General features: G+C 72.8%; 12 protein-coding genes. 3 read left to right on the top strand and 9 right to left on the bottom strand.

The window, feature by feature from the left end; translation table 11 throughout:
* The first annotated feature begins 173 nt into the window (after positions 1 to 173).
* The gene (locus tag ADK60_RS39050) at positions 174 to 2,624 is read left to right on the top strand and encodes a DNA gyrase/topoisomerase IV subunit A (RefSeq protein WP_045943122.1); all 2,451 of its coding nucleotides are present in this window, start codon (positions 174 to 176) and stop codon (positions 2,622 to 2,624) included.
* A 180-nt stretch (positions 2,625 to 2,804) separates the two neighbouring features.
* Positions 2,805 to 3,713 (top strand): ferredoxin family protein, encoded by a 909-nt coding sequence (locus tag ADK60_RS39045; RefSeq protein WP_053651663.1) that lies wholly within the window; start codon positions 2,805 to 2,807, stop codon positions 3,711 to 3,713.
* Positions 3,714 to 3,829: 116 nt separating this feature from the next.
* Here the strand turns inward: ADK60_RS39045 and ADK60_RS39040 are convergent, their stop codons facing one another.
* From ADK60_RS39040 to ADK60_RS39015, 6 genes are all read right to left on the bottom strand, one after another.
* Entirely contained in the window at positions 3,830 to 5,590 is a 1,761-nt protein-coding gene (locus tag ADK60_RS39040) for a solute symporter family protein (RefSeq protein WP_053651661.1), read from the bottom strand.
* Positions 5,587 to 5,970, bottom strand: coding sequence for a DUF485 domain-containing protein (locus tag ADK60_RS39035; RefSeq protein WP_045943119.1), 384 nt, complete (start codon positions 5,968 to 5,970; stop codon positions 5,587 to 5,589). The genes ADK60_RS39040 and ADK60_RS39035 overlap by 4 nt, the downstream gene beginning before the upstream one ends.
* 219 nt (positions 5,971 to 6,189) lie before the next feature.
* Complete coding sequence (locus ADK60_RS39030; RefSeq protein ID WP_053651660.1) at positions 6,190 to 6,903, bottom strand: response regulator transcription factor; 714 nt, start codon at positions 6,901 to 6,903, stop codon at positions 6,190 to 6,192.
* On the bottom strand, positions 6,900 to 8,066 hold the full coding sequence (locus tag ADK60_RS39025; protein WP_053651658.1) for a sensor histidine kinase: 1,167 nt from the start codon (positions 8,064 to 8,066) through the stop codon (positions 6,900 to 6,902). The genes ADK60_RS39030 and ADK60_RS39025 overlap by 4 nt, the downstream gene beginning before the upstream one ends.
* Positions 8,067 to 8,096: 30 nt before the next feature.
* Positions 8,097 to 8,582: a DUF1453 family protein gene (locus ADK60_RS39020; RefSeq protein WP_053651656.1), complete on the bottom strand. Its 486-nt coding sequence runs from the start codon at positions 8,580 to 8,582 to the stop codon at positions 8,097 to 8,099.
* Positions 8,583 to 8,733: 151 nt separating this feature from the next.
* Entirely contained in the window at positions 8,734 to 10,845 is a 2,112-nt protein-coding gene (locus ADK60_RS39015; RefSeq protein ID WP_053651654.1) for a DNA gyrase/topoisomerase IV subunit B, read from the bottom strand.
* 548 nt (positions 10,846 to 11,393) lie between these two features.
* On the opposite strand from ADK60_RS39015, the gene ADK60_RS39010 reads away from it, so the two are divergent.
* Positions 11,394 to 11,624, top strand: a complete 231-nt coding sequence (locus ADK60_RS39010) for a DUF7455 domain-containing protein (RefSeq protein ID WP_030396621.1) — start codon at positions 11,394 to 11,396, stop codon at positions 11,622 to 11,624.
* 246 nt (positions 11,625 to 11,870) lie between these two features.
* Here the strand turns inward: ADK60_RS39010 and ADK60_RS39005 are convergent, their stop codons facing one another.
* The 3 genes from ADK60_RS39005 to ADK60_RS38995 form a co-directional block, all read right to left on the bottom strand.
* On the bottom strand, positions 11,871 to 12,680 hold the full coding sequence (locus ADK60_RS39005) for a S1 family peptidase (RefSeq protein WP_502687480.1): 810 nt from the start codon (positions 12,678 to 12,680) through the stop codon (positions 11,871 to 11,873).
* Positions 12,681 to 13,023: 343 nt separating this feature from the next.
* A complete protein-coding gene (locus ADK60_RS39000; RefSeq protein WP_053651652.1) occupies positions 13,024 to 14,670 on the bottom strand; it encodes an RNA polymerase sigma factor in 1,647 nt (548 codons plus the stop codon).
* Between the two features lie 670 nt (positions 14,671 to 15,340).
* Entirely contained in the window at positions 15,341 to 16,273 is a 933-nt protein-coding gene (locus ADK60_RS38995) for a FadR/GntR family transcriptional regulator (protein WP_079009062.1), read from the bottom strand.
* Positions 16,274 to 16,355 lie beyond the last annotated feature (82 nt).

Raw genomic sequence — 16,355 nt, 5'->3', positions numbered from 1 at the left:
GCGCGGACAGGACGTTCGCCAGGGGCGGAAGAGGGGCGCTGGGCGGGACTGTCGGCGGGAGGGTCCACAATGGGGGCGCCGAGCCCTGTTGACAACACAGCCGACAGCCCGGCGAGACCGCGCCGACGAGACGTGGACGAGAAGCAAGCGAGACGTAAGGGAGCCCCGCCGCGATGGCCCGCCGCAGTTCGCAGACCCCGCCCCCCGGAGACTTCGAGGAGCGCATCCTCGACGTCGACGTCGTGGACGAGATGCAGGGCTCGTTCCTCGAGTACGCCTACTCCGTCATCTACTCCCGGGCCCTCCCGGACGCGCGGGACGGCCTCAAGCCGGTGCACCGCCGCATCCTGTACCAGGCCAACGAGATGGGCCTGCGCCCGGAGCGCGGGCACGTCAAGTGCGCCCGCCTGGTCGGCGAGGTGATGGGCCGGCTGCACCCGCACGGCGACGCCTCCATCTACGACTCGGTCGTCCGCATGGCCCAGCCGTTCTCGATGCGGCTGCCGCTGATCGACGGCCACGGCAACTTCGGCTCGCTCGGCAACGACGACCCGCCGGCCGCGATGCGCTACACCGAGTCGCGGCTCACCGCCGCCTCGATGGCCATGGTCGAGTCGATCCACGAGGAGACCGTCGACTTCGGGCCCAACTACGACGGCAGCGAGCAGGAGCCGCTGGCCCTCCCCGCGGCCTTCCCCAACCTGCTGGTCAACGGCGCCACCGGCATCGCCGTCGGCATGGCCACCAACATGCCGCCGCACAACCTCTCCGAGGTCGTCGCCGCCGCCCGGCACCTGATCAAGCACCCGACCGCCGACCTCGACACCCTGATGCGGTTCGTCCCCGGCCCCGACCTGCCCACCGGCGGACGGATCGTCGGCCTCTCCGGCATCAGGGACGCCTACGAGTCCGGCCGAGGCACCTTCAAGATCCGCGCCACCACGACCGTCGAGGCCGTCAGCGCCCGCCGCAAGGGCATCGTGGTCACCGAGCTGCCGTACAACGTCGGCCCGGAGAAGGTCATCGCCAAGATCAAGGACCTCGTCAACGCGAAGAAGCTCCAGGGCATCGCGGACGTCAAGGACCTCACCGACCGCGAGCACGGGCTGCGCCTCGTCATCGAGGTCAAGAACGGCTTCGTGCCCGAGGCGCTGCTGGAGCAGCTCTACAAGCTGACGCCGATGGAGGAGACCTTCGGCATCAACAACGTGGCGCTGGTCGACGGCCAGCCGCTCACCCTCGGCCTCAAGGAGCTGCTGGAGGTCTACGTCGACCACCGCTTCGAGGTGGTCCGCCGGCGCAGCGACTTCCGCCGCCGCAAGCGCCAGGAGCGGCTGCACCTGGTCGAGGGCCTGCTGGTCGCCCTGGTCGACATCGACGAGGTCATCGCCCTCATCCGGTCGAGCGACAACGCGGCCCAGGCCAAGGAGCGCCTGATCGAGCGCTTCTCGCTGAGCGAGACGCAGACCGCGTACATCCTCGACACCCCGCTGCGCCGGCTCACCCGCTTCGACCGGGTCGAGCTGGAGCAGGAGCAGGCCAAGCTCAACTCGGAGATCGCCGAGCTGACCGAGATCCTGGAGTCCGACACCAGGCTGCGCAGCGTGGTGTCCGGCGAACTCGGCGCCGTCGCCAAGCAGTTCGGCACCGAGCGGCGCACCGTCCTGCTGGAGGCCGGCGCCGCTCCGGCCGCCTCGCTGACCGTTCCGCTGGAGGTCGCGGACGACCCGTGCCGGGTGCTGCTCTCCTCCACCGGCCTGCTGGCCCGCACCGCCGACGGCGAGCCGTTCGAGGTGTCGGAGAAGCGCGCCAAGCACGATGTGATCGTCTCCGCGGTGCCGACCACCGCCCGCGCCGACATCGGCGTGGTCACCTCGGCCGGCCGGGTGCTGCGGCTGCCGGTCATCGACCTGCCGGCGCTGCCGCCCACCCCGTCGCCGACGCTGGCCGGCGGCGCGCTCGTCACCGAGTTCCTCCGGCTGGAGGACGACGAGCGGGTGCTCGCGCTGACCACCCTGGACGAGTCCTCCCCCGGCCTGGCGCTGGGCACCGTCCAGGGCGTCGTCAAGCGGGTGGTCCCCGAATGGCCCGCCAACAAGGACGAGTTCGAGGTGATCGGGCTCAAGGACGGCGACGAGGTGGTCGGCGCGGTCGAGCTGCGCACCGGCGAGGAGGACCTCGTCTTCATCACCTCCGACGCCCAGTTGCTGCGCTACCCCGCCGGGCAGGTCCGCCCGCAGGGCCGGCCGGCCGGCGGCATGGCCGGCGTCAAGCTGTCCGACGGCGCCCGGGTGCTCTCCTTCACCGCCGTCGACCCGGCCGTCGACGCGGTGGTCGTCTCGGTGGCCGGCGCCGCCGGCACCCTCACCGGCGAGGCCCAGTCCAGCTGGAAGGTCACCCCCTTCGAGCAGTACCCGCGCAAGGGCCGGGCCACCGGCGGGGTGCGCTGCCAGCGCTTCCTGCGCGGCGAGGACGCGCTCGCCTTCGCCTGGGCCGGACCGGCTCCCGCCCGCGCCGCCGGCCCCAAGGGCGCGCCGGTCGACCTGCCGGAGCGCGACCCGCGCCGGGACGGCTCCGGCACCCCGGTGAGCAGCCCGATCAGCACCGTGGCCGGGCCCGTCTAGGGCAGGCCCGCCACCGCCGGGGGGCGCCGACCGACCGGGTCGGCGCCCCTGCGGCGTTCCCGGGAGCGCGGGGCCTCCCGTTCCGGCCACCGGCCCGCCCCCGGTCCGCACCGTACCGCCGCAGTTGGCCACACCCCGGCGGCCGGGCCACGAAGGGCGGGCAAGGGTAGCCTTACCGCCGTGAGCACCTGTGCGACGCTGTCGCGTGAACTGTCGGAACCCCTCGCCGCCACCGCCGCGACCGCCACCACCTGGCTGCTGGTCGAACAGACCGGCCCGTGGGGGGCCAAGGCGCTCGCCGAGAGCCACCTGGACCCGGCGGTCGGCCGCGCGCTGGACACCGCGACCGCCGGCACCGGTGTCCGGGTCGCGCTGATCCGCCGCCCCGGCCGGCACGCCGACTGCCTGCCGACCGCCCGGCACGAGGTGGTCGTGGCGCACACCGTCCCGACCCCCGGCCGGAGCTGGGTGCGCCGGGGCCAGGTGGCGGACCCGGCGGAGCTGCTCGCCCTGGACTTCACGGCGCTGGGCGCCGGCGACCACGGCGGCTTCGGCGCTCCCCACGTCGGCGGCCCGATCGCCCTGGTGTGCACCAACGGCCGCCGCGACCGCTGCTGCGCCCTGCTGGGCCGCCCCCTCGCGGCCGAGCTGGCCGCCGCCGGGCACAGCGAGGTGTGGGAGGTGACGCATCTGGGCGGGCACCGCTTCTCCCCCACGATGCTGGTCCTGCCGTACGGCTACACCTACGGACGGCTGACCGCCGAGTCGGCCAAGGAGGTGCTGGCGGCCACGGCGGCCGGTCACATGGCGCCGGAGTGGTCGCGCGGCTGCTCCGGCTGGGACCGGCCGGGCCAGGCCGCCGACCAGGCCGTGCGACTCGTCACCGGCGAGACCCGGGCGGACGCGCTGACCCTGGCCCAGCGGGCGGACGGCGCGGGCCGCTGGCGGGTCGACGTCCAGCACGAGGACGGCCGGTCCTGGGAGGTCGAGGTGGCCGAGGGCGTCAGCGAGCCGGCCCGGCCCGAGAGCTGCGGCAAGGCGGCGGGCACGCCGTCCCGGATGGAGGTCACCTCCCTGCGCGAGCTCTGACCGCCCCGGCGCCGCCCCCGCCCCGGCCCGCCCGCCTCCTGCCGCCCCGGAGGCGGAGGAACGGCACGACCCCCGGCGGGGTCCGCCGGGGGTCGTGGAAGTCGGCCGCCCCGCCGTCAGGCGGCCCCGGCCCCGGTCAGGGACCGGACCTCCAGCTCGGCGTACCGGTCCGGATCGGCCGGCTCGGGCGAGGTGAGGGTGCCGATCCACCCGGCCAGGAAGCCGAGCGGGATGGAGACGATGCCCGGGTTCTCCAGCGGGAACCAGTGGAAGTCCACACCGGGGAAGAGGGCCACCTTGGTACCGGACACGACCGGTGAGAAGGCCACCAGCACCACCGCCGGAATCAGCCCGCCGTACACCGACCAGACCGCGCCGCGCGGGGTGAACCGCCGCCAGAACAGGCTGTAGAGCAGCACCGGCAGATTGGCGGAGGCGGCCACCGCGAAGGCCAGGCCGACCAGGAAGGCGACGTTCAGCTGCTGCGCGAAGAGGCTCAGCACGATCGCCACCGCGCCGATCCCGACCGCCGCGATCCGGGCGACCAGCACCTCCTGGCGCTCGGTGGTCGCCGGCGCCCCGTCCGCCGTCGCCCCCGCCGCTCCGGTCGCGGCGTCCGCGCCGCCGCGGGCCCGCCGGGAGGCCGGGACGAGCGCCCGTCCCCCGCGCGCCCTCCGCACCCCGCGGCCGCCGCGCGGGCGGCGGGGACGCCCCCGCCAGGCACCCGCCCAGATGTCGTGGGCGAAGGCCGCCGAGGAGGCCAGGGTGAGCCCGGCGACCACGGCGAGGATGGTGGCGAAGGCGATCGCCGAGATCACCGCGAACAGCACCACCCCGCCGGTGGAGCCGTTGCCGCCGCCGAGCACCAGGGCGAGCAGCGGGACGGCGGTGTTGCCCGCCGCGTTGGCGTGCCGGACCTCCGCCGAGCCGACCAGCGCGGTGGCGCCGAGGCCCAGCGCGATGGCCATCAGATAGAAGCCGCCGACCAGCCCGATCGCCCACATCGTCGAGCGCCGGGCGGCCCGGGCGGTGGGCACGGTGTAGAAGCGGGACAGGATGTGCGGCAGACCCGCGGTGCCGAGCACCAGGGCGAGGCCGAGGCTGAAGAAGTCCAGCCGGCTGGTGAAGCTCTTGCCGTACTTCAGCCCGGGCTCCAGGTACCGCTGGCCGGCGCCGCTGTGCTGGGCCGCCTGCCGCATCAGCTCGGCGACGTCGCCGTGGAAGCGCAGCAGCAGCAGCACGGTCAGCAGCACCGAGCCGGCGACCAGCAGGAACGCCTTGACGATCTGGATCCAGGTGGTGGCCCGCATCCCGCCGACCGTGACGTAGACGATCATCAGACCGCCCACCGCCACGATGGTCCAGGTCCTGGCCTCGGCGCTGTTGGTGCCGAGCAGCAGGGCGACCAGGCTGCCCGCGCCGACCATCTGGGCGACCAGGTAGAACAGCGTGACCACGACACTGGCGCCGCCGGCCGCGGCCCGGACCTTGCGCCGGCGCAGCCGCAGCGCCAGCACATCGGCCAGGGTGTACCGGCCGGCGTTCCTGACCAGCTCGGCGACCAGCATCAGGACCACCAGCCAGGCCACCAGGAAGCCGATGCTGTAGAGCACGCCGTCGTACCCGAACAGCGCGATCAGCCCGGCGACGCCGAGGAAGGAGGCGGCGGAGAGGTAGTCGCCGGAGAGCGCGAAGCCGTTCTGCAGCGGCGTGAAGTCGCGGCCGCCGGCGTAGAAGTCGTCGGCGCCACCACGGCGGCGGCGGCCGGCCCAGAAGGTGATCCCGAGGGTGACCAGGACGATGACGGCGAACAGCACCACGGCCAGGTCGTGGTGGTCGCCGGCGGGGGCGACGGGGGGCGGGGTGGCGGTCCTCATCGCAACTGGTCCTGGGTGTCCCAGCGGAGCGACAGGGCGGCCCGGTCGCGCTGGGTGCGGGCGTTGCGGGCGTAGAGCCAGGTCAGCAGGAAGGTCGTGGCGAACTGCAGCAGACCGAGCAGCCAGGCCACGTTGACCGGCCCGGCCACCGGGGTGCGCATCAGCCCGGGGGCGGCGGCCTGGGCGGCCACGTAGAGCAGGTACCAGGCGAGGAACACGCCGCTGACCGGGAAGACGAAGGACCGGTAGCTGTGGCGGATCCGCTGGAAGGCCAGGCTGTTCTGGACGGAGCGGTAGACCTCGGTGCTGGCGTCGTCCGAGGGGCCGGCCTCGGGATCGGACCCGGCCGACGGTGCGGGCGGTGCCGGGGGCACCGGCACCGATACCGGTGCTGATGCCGGTGGTGATGCCGGTGCCGAGGCCCACCAGTCCAGTTGTCCGCCCGGCTCGGGACTTCTCGTCTGCGGTTGTGGCACGGCTGCTCCTGGACCGGGGGGTTGTGACCCGAACCATCATGGGGTCGCCCCAACTCCCCAAACTCCCAACGCAGATACGTTCACTCGATGAGGTGATCGATGATCCGACAGACGCTCATCCGACTACTGCGGCGACCCGGTGATTCCGTGTCGGAAGGCGTACGCGACCGCTTGCGCCCGGTCCCGCACGCCGGTCTTGGCGAACAGATTGTTGATGTGGGTCTTCACCGTCGCCGGACCGACGTACAGCCGACGGGCGATCTCGGTGTTGGAGAGGCCCTCCGCGATCAGCCCCAGCACCTCCGCCTCCCGCGCGGTCAGCCCGTCCGGCGGCTCCCCGGACGGCACCGCGGACGACACCGCGACCGACTCCCCGGACGGCACCGGGCCGGGCACCCCCGCCTCCCCCGACAGCCGCTCCAGCAGCCGCAGTTGCACCTGCGGCGAGAGCCCGGCCGCCCCCGAGCGGACGTCCGCGATCGCCCGGGCGATCTCCTCGCCGCCCGCGTCCTTGGTCAGATACCCCCGCGCCCCGGCCCGCAGGGCCGGGAACAGCGACTCGTCGTCGGCATAGGTGGTGAGCACCACGACCTCGGTGCCCGGGTACCCGGCCCGGATCCGCCGGGTCGCCTCGACGCCGTCGCAGCGAGGCATCCGCAGGTCCATCAGCACCACGTCCGGACGGTGCCGCGCGACCAGCGCGACCGCCTCCTCGCCGTCCGCCGCCGCGCCGACCACCTCGATCCCCGGCAGCAGCCCGAGCAGCATCACGATGCCCTCGCGGACCACGGTCTGGTCGTCCGCGACCAGCACCCTGGTCACCGCCCGCCCCGTCATGCCGGCACTCGCAGCAGCACGCGCCATCCTCCCTCGTGCGGGCCCGCCAGCAGGCTGCCGCCGAGCAGTTCAGCGCGTTCGCGCATCCCCAGCAGACCGTACCCGCCACCGCTCGCCGCCAGCCCGCCGGGCGCACCCGCGCGCCCCGCGCCCTCGTCCCGCACCTCCAGCTCCACCTCCTCGGGCCGATAGCGCAGCTCGACCGCACAGCGCGCGCCCGGGGCGTGTTTGCGCACATTGGTCAGTGCCTCCTGCGCCGTGCGCCGGACCGCGAGCCCCACCTCGGCGGCCAGTGGACGCGGTATCCCGGCCACCCGGAACTCCGCGCCCTCCCGCCCGGTCAGCTCCACCAGGTAGTCGCCGACCGGGGTGAACTCGCCGCGCAGCGCCGACAGCGCCTGCCGGGTCTCGGCCAGCCCGTCCTGCGCCATCCGCCGGGCGGCCACCACCCGCTCCCGGACCTGCGCCCGGTCGGTGCCGGCGTCCAGCATCAGCCGGGCCGCCTCCAGGTGCACCAGCTGGGCGGAGAGGCTGTGCGCCAGCACGTCGTGGATCTCCCGGGCGATCCTGGCCCGTTCGGCGAGCGCGGCACTCTCCGCCTCGGCGGCCCGCGCGGCCCGCTCCTGGACGAGCAGCCGCCGCGCCGTCCCGCGCGCCTCGACGTCCAGCCGCAGCAGGTAGCCGAGCAGCAGCAGTCCGCCACAGGTGGCCGTGATGCTCAGCGGGCCCGCCCAGCTGACCGCCGCGTACGAGCCGAGCGCGGCCCCGGCGGTGATCAGCGCCGGCCCCGGCGGCAGCCGGATCAGCGCGGTCACCGCCAGCCCGTACCAGAGCACGTCGGCGAGCAGGTAGGCGTGCCCCGCGTTGGCCAGCCAGGCGGCCGCGGACAGCCCGGCCGCCAGCGCGTACGCCGGCACCGGGCGCTGCTCCCGGCAGGCGTGCAGGAAGCCGGCGGCGAGCACGACCGCCGTGACCAGCCCCGCGACCTCGACCGCCACCGCCCAGCCGGAGTACCGGCCGTCGGAGAAGGTCCCCCAGCAGACGGTGGTCAGCAGGGCGAGCCGGCCGAGCCCGGCGAGGATCCGCCGGGGGCGGCTGTCGGCGTCGTGCTCCAGCCCCTCGCGGGACGGCCAGCGGGTCCAGAACCGGTCGACCTCGACCAAGGGGGTGCCTCCTCGTGCTTACGGCGGTGGTCAGGACAGCAGGGTGACCCGCCCCGGGGGCACGAGGGCCCGCGCCCTCCAGTGCACCACCAGCGAGCGGACCAGCAGCAGCACCGCCAGGCTCAGCAGCAGCGCGCTGCCCGACTGCCGCAGGTGCAGCGCCACCCCGAGCCCGAACAGGCCGAACCTGATCGCGATCATCCCGCCCCAGGCGGCCAGCGTGGCCCGGGTGCCCTGGGCCCAGAGCGCCCCGTCCGCCTCCCGCCACAGCCGGACGGTCCAGCCCCACACCGAGCCGGCCGCGAGCACCGCGACCACCCCGCAGCCGAGCAGGACGACGGACCAGACGGTGTCCCGCCGGTCGATCAGCTGCGGATCCCTCAGCGCGACGGCGGCGAGGACCAGCGGCAGCACCCAGAAGCGGCGGTCGGTGTCCAGGCGCCGGGGGCGCATCTGGCGCCGGAGCACGAGCAGCATCACCACGACCACGAGAGCGGCGTCGACCAGGGTGGGCATCGGGGTTCTCCGTCCGGGGAGGCTCTGTCTGACCTCTCCGACGCTACGGATCCGCCGCCCGCGGCTGATCGGCTCCGGGGTGGACGGCGGGTGGAACCGACGCGAAGGGGCCCTCCACCCACGGGTGGAGGGCCCCTTCCGGCGGGGTCGCTCAGGCGTCGATGCGCGAACGGTCCAGGGTGGCCGCCGAGTCCACGATGAACTCCTTGCGCGGCGCCACGTCGTTGCCCATCAGCAGGTCGAAGACCTTCTCGGCCTGGTCCAGGTCACCCAGGTTGATCCGGCGCAGCGTGCGGTGGCGCGGGTCCATGGTGGTCTCGGCCAGCTGGTCGGCGTCCATCTCGCCGAGGCCCTTGTACCGCTGGACCGGGTCCTTCCAGCGCAGGTTCTTGCGCTGGAACTCCAGCAGGGTGGAGCGCAGCTCGGCGTCCGAGTAGGTGTAGTGGTACTTCTCCTGGCCACGCTTGGGGTTGGTGAGCTCGATCCGGTGCAGCGGCGGCACCGCCGCGAAGACCCGGCCCTGCTCGACCATGGGCCGCATGTACCGCTGGAACAGGGTCAGCAGCAGGCAGCGGATGTGCGAACCGTCGACATCGGCGTCGGCCATGAAGATGACCCGGCCGTAACGGGCCTGGTCGATGTCGAAGGTGCGGCCCGAACCGGCCCCTATCACCTGGATGATCGCCGCGCACTCGGTGTTCTTGAGCATGTCGCTCACGGACGCCTTCTGCACGTTGAGGATCTTGCCGCGGATCGGCAGCAGGGCCTGGAACTCGGAGTTGCGGGCCAGCTTGGCGGTGCCGAGCGCGGAGTCGCCCTCGACGATGAAGAGTTCGCTGCGCTCGACGTCGTCGCTGCGGCAGTCGGCCAGCTTCGCCGGCAGCGAGCTGGTCTCCAGCGCGGTCTTCCGGCGCTGGGCCTCCTTGTGCTGGCGGGCGGCGACCCGGGTGCGGGCGGCGGCCACGACCTTCTCCAGCACCGCCCGGGCCTGGACTTTCTCGTCCCGCTTGCCGGAGGTGAGGAAGGTCTTGAGCTCCTTGGCGACGACGGCCGCGACGATCCGGTTGGCCGCCGAGGTGCCGAGCACCTCCTTGGTCTGGCCCTCGAACTGCGGCTCTGCCAACCGGACGGTGACCACGGCGGTGAGGCCCTCGGTGGCGTCGTCCTTGGTGACGTCGTCCTCGGCGACCCGCAGCAGCTTGGTGGCCCGCAGCACCTCGTTGACGGTCTTGGCCAGCGAGCGCTCGAAGCCGGTGACGTGGGTACCGCCCTTGGGGGTGGCGATGATGTTGACGAAGGAGCGCAGCGTGGTGTCGTAACCGGTGCCCCAGCGCAGCGCGATGTCCACCCCGAGCTGCCGGGTGACCTCGGTCGGCGTCATGTGCCCGAGCTCGTCCAGGACCGGCACGGTCTCCTTGAAGGTGCCCTCGCCGTGCAGCCGCAGCACGTCGCTGATCGGCTTGTCCGGCGCCAGGAACTCGCAGAACTCGGCGATGCCGCCGTCGAAGTGGAAGGTGCTCTCGTCGACCTTGTCGCTCTCGGTCAGCCGCTCGTCACGCACCAGGATGGTCAGGCCGGGGACGAGGAAGGCGGTCTGCCGGGCCCGGTTGTGCAGGTGCTCCAGCGAGAGCTTGGCGTCCTTGAGGAAGATCTGCCGGTCCGCCCAGTACCGGATCCGGGTGCCGGTGCGGGTCTTGGGCACCTTGCGGGCCCGGCTGAGGCCGTTGGCCGCCTCGAACGGGGCGTCCGGGCCGGCCTCGGTGAAGATGCCGGGGGTGCCGCGCCGGAAGCTGATCGCATGGGTGTGGCCGCTGCGGTCGACCTCGACGTCCAGTCGGGCCGAGAGGGCGTTGACCACGGAGGCACCGACACCGTGCAGGCCGCCGGAGGCCGCGTAGGAGCCGCCGCCGAACTTGCCGCCGGCGTGCAGCTTGGTCATCACGACCTCGACGCCGGACAGCCCGGTCTTGGGCTCGACGTCCACCGGGATACCGCGTCCGTTGTCGCGGACCTCGACCGAGGAGTCCTCGTGCAGGACGACCTCGATCCGGTCGCAGTAGCCGCCCAGCGCCTCGTCCACCGAGTTGTCGATGATCTCCCAGAGGCAGTGCATCAGGCCCCGGCTGTCGGTCGAGCCGATGTACATGCCGGGACGCTTGCGGACCGCCTCCAGACCCTCCAGGACGAGCAGGTGCCGAGCGGTGTAGTTGGAACCGTCGTCGCCGGCCAGCAGAGCGGACGGCACGGTCGTTTCGGCACTCACGCGGCACTCTCCTCGGTGAAGTTCTGTCTCATCGGTCACATACGGGCACATCCGGACAGGTCCGGAGCGTCCGCCAGTGCAGCACACCACACCGACAGCCGTTCCCCTCCGTGTGCACACCCCTCCGCTGGGTGCACAGCACGGCAAGCCGGTCCCGCGCAGCTTGTACGCGCTCCGCGAACAAGAGCCGTGCCGGATTGGGGGCGCCGGGGCTCCATCTCCTCCCGGTACCACTGCTCCTGGCGGACCGTGGGACCGGGCACAGGCTCCGGAACTGCCGTTATGCAGGCTACCGGGGCCCGGGACGGGGCTTATGCTCCAACCCAGCAGAGGATTATGCTACGCGGACTCCCGCACCCGGTTCCGATCGGGCGTTCGAGCCGCAGGCGGATCCTGGGATCCGGTACGCATGAACCACCGGCCCCCGGGGCACGTCCTCATCAACACAGCAGAATCCTCAGAGAAGAAAAGCCACGAGCGGGAACGTTTTCGGCCTGGTTGGATGTTGACCCTGGTACGACAGCTCGTCGAGCTAGAGAAGAGGCGACGTGACTACTGTTCTGACCCCTGCGAGCCCGCTCACCGCGGCTGACCGCTGCGACCGCTGCGGCGCCCAGGCTTACCTGCGCGTCGTACTCGCCAGCGGTGGAGAGCTGCTCTTCTGCGCCCACCACGGCCGGAAGTTCGAGCCGGAGCTCAAGAAGATCGCCGTGGAGATACAGGACGAGAGCAACCGCCTCGGCACCACTGCCGCCACGGCCAACGACGACGAGCGCTGATCCCGAGCGCCTCCAGCAGCAGACCGACGTCGAGCTGTGTCCGGTCACACACCGCGTGTGACCGGGTGAGCCGGGCGACCGCCCTCCCGAGGGGCGGCCGCCCGGCTTCGTCGTTCCCGGACCGCTCGCTTCCGTACCGCTCTCTCCAGGACCGCCCGGCCCAGGACCCCTGGGCCTCGGACCATGGGCCCCGGATCCCTGGGCCCCGCAGGCGGCCCGATCGGGCGGCGCCCCGTGCCCGTTCGGCTACAGGAGGGAGCGGACCGCGTCGGAGACCGAGGCGATCCTGGTGTAGACACCCGGGTGGGCGGCCTCGGCACAGCCCGTTCCCCAGGACACCAGCCCCGCGAGCCGGCCCGCGACCACCAGCGGCCCGCCGCTGTCGCCCTGGCAGGCGTCCTTCCCGCCCCGCTCCTCGCCCGCGCACACCATGCCCCGGGCGTCGAAACGCCCGTCCTGGCCGCCCGGGTAGGCCTGGGCGCAAGTCTGGTCCGCGATGATCGGCACGTCCACGCCCCGCAGCTGGGGCGAGTAGTCGCCGTGGCCGGTGGTGTCCCCCCAGCCGTAGACCCGGGCCGGGGTCCCCGCGCGGTACGGCTCGGTCTCGCCCTGGCCGACCAGGTCGATCACCGGCCGGCTCCCCTGCGACTCGGCGAGGGTGACCACCGCCACATCGTTCATATTGGTGGTGAAGGAGTAGTCGGGGTGGATCCGGACCTCCCGCACCTCCACCTCCCGGCCGACCGTGCCGCGCAGGTCGTCCCGGCCGACCACGACCCGCAGCCCGGGCCGGTCCACCTGGTGCCCGCCGGACTCGTCGTAGAAGCAGTGCGCCGCCGTCACCACCTTGGTGGGGGTGACCAGCGCTCCCCCGCAGAACTGGCCCGAGCGGCCGGAGCCGAACTGCTGCCGACTGGCCAGGGCCACCACCCACGGGTGGTCGCCCGTGCTCTCGGTCGTTCCGCCGACGATCCGCCCCTGCGGCCGGGCCTGCGCGGCGGCGGCGGCCGGGCCGAGGGCCAGCAGCGGCGCGGGCAGCGCGGCCAGCAGGGTCAGCACGGCGGCCCGGCGGTACCGGGGCACCCGGGCGGGAGCCGGCCGGGCGGCGGCCCGGGCCGCGCGCGCGGCGGGGCGTACGGCGCGGGGCGCGTCGGTCGGCAGGTCGGCGCGGTCCGGACGGTCCGGGGTGGGCGGCACCGTGTCTCCAGGTGGCTCGGCAGCAGGCAACCGGCACAGCGTAGGTGACCGACCACGGTCCGCGACCGCTCTGCCCCGCACCGCCACCCGGACGAGCGACAACGGCCACCCGGACGGTGACGTCCACCCCTCCCGAACAGCCGGAAGGCCCGGAGCGCGGAGCTCCGGGCCTTCCGGTCGGACGTCGGTGCCGAACCGTCGATCAGTCCAGGTAGTCGCGCAGCACCTGGGAACGCGACGGGTGACGCAGCTTGGACATGGTCTTCGACTCGATCTGGCGGATGCGCTCACGGGTGACCCCGTACACCTTGCCGATCTCGTCGAGCGTCTTCGGCTGACCGTCCGTCAGGCCGAAGCGCATCGAGACCACGCCCGCCTCGCGCTCGGACAGGGTGTCCAGGACCGAGTGCAGCTGCTCCTGGAGCAGGGTGAAGGAGACCGCGTCGGCCGGGACGACCGCCTCGGAGTCCTCGATGAGGTCACCGAACTCGCTGTCGCCGTCCTCGCCGAGCGGGGTGTGCAGCGAGATGGGCTCGCGACCGTACTTCTGGACCTCGATGACCTTCTCGGGGGTCATGTCGAGTTCCTTGGCCAGCTCCTCCGGGGTGGGCTCGCGGCCCAGGTCCTGGAGCATCTGGCGCTGGACGCGGGCCAGCTTGTTGATGACCTCGACCATGTGCACCGGGATACGGATGGTGCGGGCCTGGTCGGCCATCGCGCGGGTGATCGCCTGGCGGATCCACCAGGTCGCGTAGGTGGAGAACTTGTAGCCCTTGGTGTAGTCGAACTTCTCGACCGCACGGATCAGACCGAGGTTGCCCTCCTGGATGAGGTCCAGGAAGAGCATGCCGCGACCGGTGTAGCGCTTGGCCAGCGAGACCACCAGGCGGAGGTTGGCCTCCAGCAGGTGGTTCTTGGCCCGGCGGCCGTCCTCGGCGATGATCTCCAGCTCGCGCTTGAGCTTGGGAGCGAGCTTGTCGGCGGCCGAGAGCTTGTCCTCGGCGAACAGGCCGGCCTCGATCCGCTTGGCGAGCTCGACCTCCTGCTCGGCGTTGAGCAGCGGGACCTTGCCGATCTGCTTCAGGTAGTCCTTGACCGGGTCGGCGGTGGCACCGGCGACGGCGACCTGCTGGGCCGGAGCGTCGTCCTCGTCGTCGTCGGAGAGGACGAAGCCCTCCGACTCCTCCTCCGGGGCGTCGCCCTCGGCGGCGGGCTTGTCGCCGGGCAGGGCCACGTCCTCGAGGATCTCCTCCTCGCCGAGGGCCTCCTCCTCGCCGCCCTTGCCCGCGGTCTTGGCGGTGGTGGTCTTCTTGGCGGCGGCCTTCTTGGCCGGCGCGGCGGTCTTCTTGGCGACGGCCTTCTTGGCCACGGCCTTCTTGGCGACGGCCGCCTTCACCTCGGTGCCGACGGTCGCCCCCTCGACGGTGATCTCGGCGGAGACGGTGCTGACCGGCGCGGCGGCGGCCGCGACCGTCGGAGTGGAGACGGGCGCACCGGGCGCGATGCGCACGGGCGGCTTGGTCGGGGCCGACGGAGCGGCCGGGTTCCGGGTGGTGACCGCCTTGGTCGCGGTGCGCTTGGCGGGGCTCTTGGCAGCAACGCTCTTGCGCTTGGCGCCGGCCGGTTCGGCCGCGCTGACCATGAGGTCCACCCCCTCCTCAATCAGAACCTGGTTGAGGCTGCGCATGACGTTCTTCCACTTGGTGACCGGGATCTGGTCCGCCTCGAACGCCTGGCGTACGTCGTCACCGGCGATCTGCCCCTGGGCCTTGCCCCGCTCGATGAGCGCCAGCAGAGCCGCGGACTCGGCGATCTCGGGGGGAAGCGAACGGGATGTGCTGGCCGACACGAACAACCTCTCGGACGATGAGTGGACTCGAACCCGTACCGGCCGCCCGAGCGGGCGGGGAAGGAGATCGCGCGTCGGGCACGCGGTGTCGATTCCGACCGACTCGGGTTTGAGGTCTGGGTTTGCAGGACGGCAGCAGCGCCGCGGACCAACACAGCATTCTGACACGTTGGGTTATTCCGGAGCTGCTCCCGCTCAGGAGACATCGCTGCTGCTCGTCAAGTGTTACGCATGGCCTTCGTGTCGCGGGTCACACCGGTCGGCGGCCGCGGCACGGGGCCGACCTCCATCATCCCCCACCCGCGACCGAACCATTCACCATGGACACGCCATTCCACTGTCCGGCGGGTGCGGGCCCGCTCCGAACCGCCCTCGAACCACCGCCGAGCCGGCGTCGAACTACCGCCGAACCGCCGCCGGGACATCCCTTCCGCCCCCTCCGCCTCCTTTTCGCCATCCGGCTTCCGCCGCCCCCTCCGCCCCTCGGCTTCGTGCGGCCCCGGACGTACGGAGACCCCCCGGCCGCACCGTGGCGGCAGCCGGGGGGTCGGGGGTCGCGAGGGGGACTGCGGGAGGCCGCGGAGGAATCGCGGACGTCGGATCACGACGGGGCGGATCGGGGAGCTGGTCGCGGGGCGGGGCGGCGGTGTCCGGTCGCCCTACGGTCCGCTCAGTGCTCCCGGGGCGCCGGAACGGACGGCTCGATCTCGGGGTGGACGGTGAGCAGCGCCCGCATCGTGTTCTCGGCGGCACTGCCGTCGCCGGAGCCGAGCGCCTCCACCAGCCGGGCGTGCATCCCGACCGAGGACTCCGAGGGCCGCTCGCAGGCGGTGGCCGGACCGCCGGACACCTGGAGCGCGCAGGCGACGATCCCGGAGAGGTGCTCCAGCATCCGGTTCCCGGCCAGCTGCAGGATGAGCACGTGCAGCTCGGTGTCGGCCCGGGCGTAGGTGGAGAGGTCCGCCTGGGCGCAGGCGTGGCCCATGATCTCGATCAGCTCGGCCAGCCGCTGCTGGACGTCCTCCCGGCCGTGGCCGGAGGCCAGCCGGGAGGCCAGCGGCTCGATCGCCCAGCGCAGCTCGAACAGCTCCCGGCGCTGCTCGTCGCGCTGCGGGCCGAAGGCGCGCCACTCGATGATGTCCGGGTCCAGGAGGTTCCAGTCGCTGACCGGGCGGACCCGGGTGCCGACGTTGGGGCGGGCGCTGACCAGGCCCTTGGCCTCCAGCACGCGCAGCGACTCGCGGACGACGGTGCGGGAGACCTCGAACCGCTGGCCGATCTCCTCCGGGACGAGCGGCCGGTCGGCGCCGAGGTCGCCGGAGACGATCATCTGGCCCAACTGCTGGACGAGCTGGCCGTGCAGGCCGCGGCCCCGGCTGCTGGTGGTCTTGCGGCCGACCCGGCCGAGGTCCGACTCGGCGCCCTCCCAGCGGGGCGCCGGCGGGACGGGCCGGTCGGCGTAGGAGTAGCGGTCCAGGTCGGCGGAGCCGTGGATGGCCCCATCGGCGGAACGGGCGGGGGTCATGGTGGGGTGCGCAAGGGTACTCACAGCTCCTTTGTCGGCGATCGGCGGGCACAGCTTGAGAATTCTCGTGAAAAGCACACGAAAGGGTGATCGCCCGTGACTGGATAATTGACTTCTTATCAGGGTGAACCACTCATTACGGTCACCCTTGGTCGATCTT

This window comes from Streptomyces sp. XY431 (genome assembly GCF_001279805.1).
Classification (GTDB): domain Bacteria; phylum Actinomycetota; class Actinomycetes; order Streptomycetales; family Streptomycetaceae; genus Kitasatospora; species Kitasatospora purpeofusca.
The sequence above is the reverse complement of the archived record's forward strand: the minus strand, read 5'-3'. Positions and strand labels throughout refer to the sequence as shown.